The sequence below is a fragment of the Halomonas sp. 707D4 genome (assembly GCF_024158685.1).
In the GTDB taxonomy this organism is placed as follows: Bacteria; Pseudomonadota; Gammaproteobacteria; order Pseudomonadales; family Halomonadaceae; genus Vreelandella.
Genome location: NZ_JAMZBD010000480.1, coordinates 1 through 2,284, shown reverse-complemented (window position 1 = coordinate 2,284; position 2,284 = coordinate 1). Strand labels below are relative to the sequence as shown.

Genomic DNA, 2,284 nt, shown 5'->3' with positions numbered 1-2,284 from the left:
GGATCAAGAGCGCGGCGGCCAGGTTCTCCTTGAGCGGCGCGTGGCCCACCTCGCGGCGATAGCCGCGCCGGTGCAGGCTGTCACCGGAAAGATCGATGCGCTGGAAGTGCTGGGCGGGGCATGCGCGCACTACGTGGCTGGAACTCGTGCGCGAGGCCCAGGCGCGCGCCTCCATCGGGCGCAAGCGCTGCAAAAATGCGCTCTACGGGTTCGACCAGAGCCCGGCGGCGCTCTCGGCGGCCAAGGCCAACGCCATGCGCGCCGGCGTGCCGGCGCTGATCACCTTTACCGGCCAGAGCCTCAGCCAGCTGAGCCGCCCGGACGGGCTCGCCGAGCGTGGCCTTCTGATCACCAACCCGCCCTATGGCGAGCGCCTGGGGGAGCTTCCGGAGCTCGTCGGCCTCTACGCCACCCTGGGCGAGAAGGCCAAGGCGCTGTTTCCAGGCTGGACGCTGGCGCTGTTCACCGGCAACCCGGACCTCGGCCATCGCCTGGGGCTGCGTGCCCACAAACAGTACGCGCTGAAAAACGGCGCCCTGGACGCCAAGCTGCTGCTGATGGAGATCGCTGCGCAAGGGCCGGCGGGCGAGGAGCGCGTGAAGCAAGAGGAGCGCGGCCAGGAGCAGGAGAGCGGCGCGCGAGTGGTCTCCGAGAACGCACGGATGTTCGCCAACCGGCTCGCCAAGAACCAGAAGCGGTTGAAGAAGTGGCTCAAGCAGAGCGGGGAGAACTGCTACCGGCTGTATGATGCCGACATGCCGGAGTTTGCCCTGGCCATCGACCGCTACGGCGACAAGGTTCACGTGCAGGAGTACGCCGCGCCCAAGTCGGTCAACGCCGCCCAGGCCCAGAAGCGCTTGTTCGATGCGCTGGAAGTGCTGCCCGAGGCGCTCGGCGTGCGTGCCGGCGATATCTACGTCAAGCGCCGCGAGCGCCAGGCCGGCCACGCCCAGTACCAGAAGCGCGATGCCAGCAACGAACGCTTCGAGGTGCGCGAGGGCAGCGCGCGGCTATGGGTGAACCTGCGCGACTATCTCGATACGGGGCTGTTTCTCGATCACCGCCCGGTGCGGCGCATGCTGGGTGAAATGGCCAGCGGCAAGCGCTTTCTGAACCTGTTCTGCTACACCGCGACCGCCACGGTGCAGGCGGCCCTGGGCGGGGCGAGCGATAGCGTCAGCGTCGACATGTCCAACACCTACCTGGAGTGGGCCAAGGACAACTTCGCCCTGAACGCGCTGGACACGCGCCGCCACAAGCTCGTGCGCGAGGACTGCTTTCGCTGGCTGGAGGGGGCCGACACCGAGTTCGACCTGATCTTCATGGACCCGCCCACCTTCTCCAACTCCAAGAAGATGCGCGACACCCTCGACGTGCAGCGCGACCACCCCAGGCTCATCGAACTCGCCATGGCGCGGCTCGCCCCCGGTGGCATCCTGGTGTTCTCCAACAACCAGCGTCGCTTCACGCTGGACGAATCGCTGCGCGCGCGCTTCGCGGTCGAGGAGATCACCGACAAGACCTTCGACCCGGACTTTCAGCGGCGCACCAACCTGCACCACGTCTTCGTGCTGCGCCACCGCGGCTAGCCGGGCGAACGCCTCAGCGGAGCGCCGGTCGAGCAACATCTCGAACCGGCGCCCCGTCTGCCCGATCAGTCCATCGCCTCGGCAAGCGGCCCCCACACGTGCTCGAAACCGATCGAGAGCGCAACCGCGGCCAGCAGCAAAGCCATGACCCGGTTGAATGCCTTGATCAGCCGCGGTCGATGAATGCGCTGGCCGACCAGGCTACCCAGCAGCACGTAGCTGCCCGGGGCGCCGGCGGCGAGCAGCGCGAGCCCCGCTGACCAGACCACCAGGCTCGCGCCCTCGATACCCGCCGCCGGAAACTGCAGGGTGACGATGGGCAGCACCGCCACCGGTGTCTTGGGGTTCAGGAGCTGCATCGCCACGCCGTCCCGAAAGCCGAGCACGCGTGCGGGCGTGCTCGCGGTGTCGAGCCGCGCGCTGGCGCGGGCGATCTTCCAGGCGAGATAGAGAATATAGCCACAGCCCACTGCGCTCAGCATGACCAGCGCTTGCCCGCCGATCCACGCCGCTCCGGCGAAGCCCAGCACCAGCAGGTAGGTCAGCATGGCGCAGCCCACGCCCACACAGAAGCCAATGGCGCGGCGGCCCTGGCCGTTGATGCCCACGTTCAGGCCGAGCAGGTTCACGGGGCCGGGCGTGTACATGATGCCCACCCCGAACAGGATGATTCCCAGCATGACGAAGTCTCGTAA

The 2,284-nt window shown here is 67.9% G+C and carries 1 protein-coding gene and 1 pseudogene; one reads left to right on the top strand and one right to left on the bottom strand.

Annotation, left to right across the window (positions count from 1 at the left end; all coding sequences use genetic code 11):
* Window positions 1-101 precede the first annotated feature (101 nt).
* Window positions 102-1,589: pseudogene (gene rlmKL, locus BIS11_RS15510) on the top strand (bifunctional 23S rRNA (guanine(2069)-N(7))-methyltransferase RlmK/23S rRNA (guanine(2445)-N(2))-methyltransferase RlmL); the annotation flags it as partial.
* A gap of 65 nt (window positions 1,590-1,654) precedes the next feature.
* Here the strand turns inward: rlmKL and BIS11_RS15505 are convergent.
* Window positions 1,655-2,284 (bottom strand): LysE family translocator (locus tag BIS11_RS15505; RefSeq protein WP_367399224.1); only part of this gene is annotated, 630 nt, incomplete at its 5' end.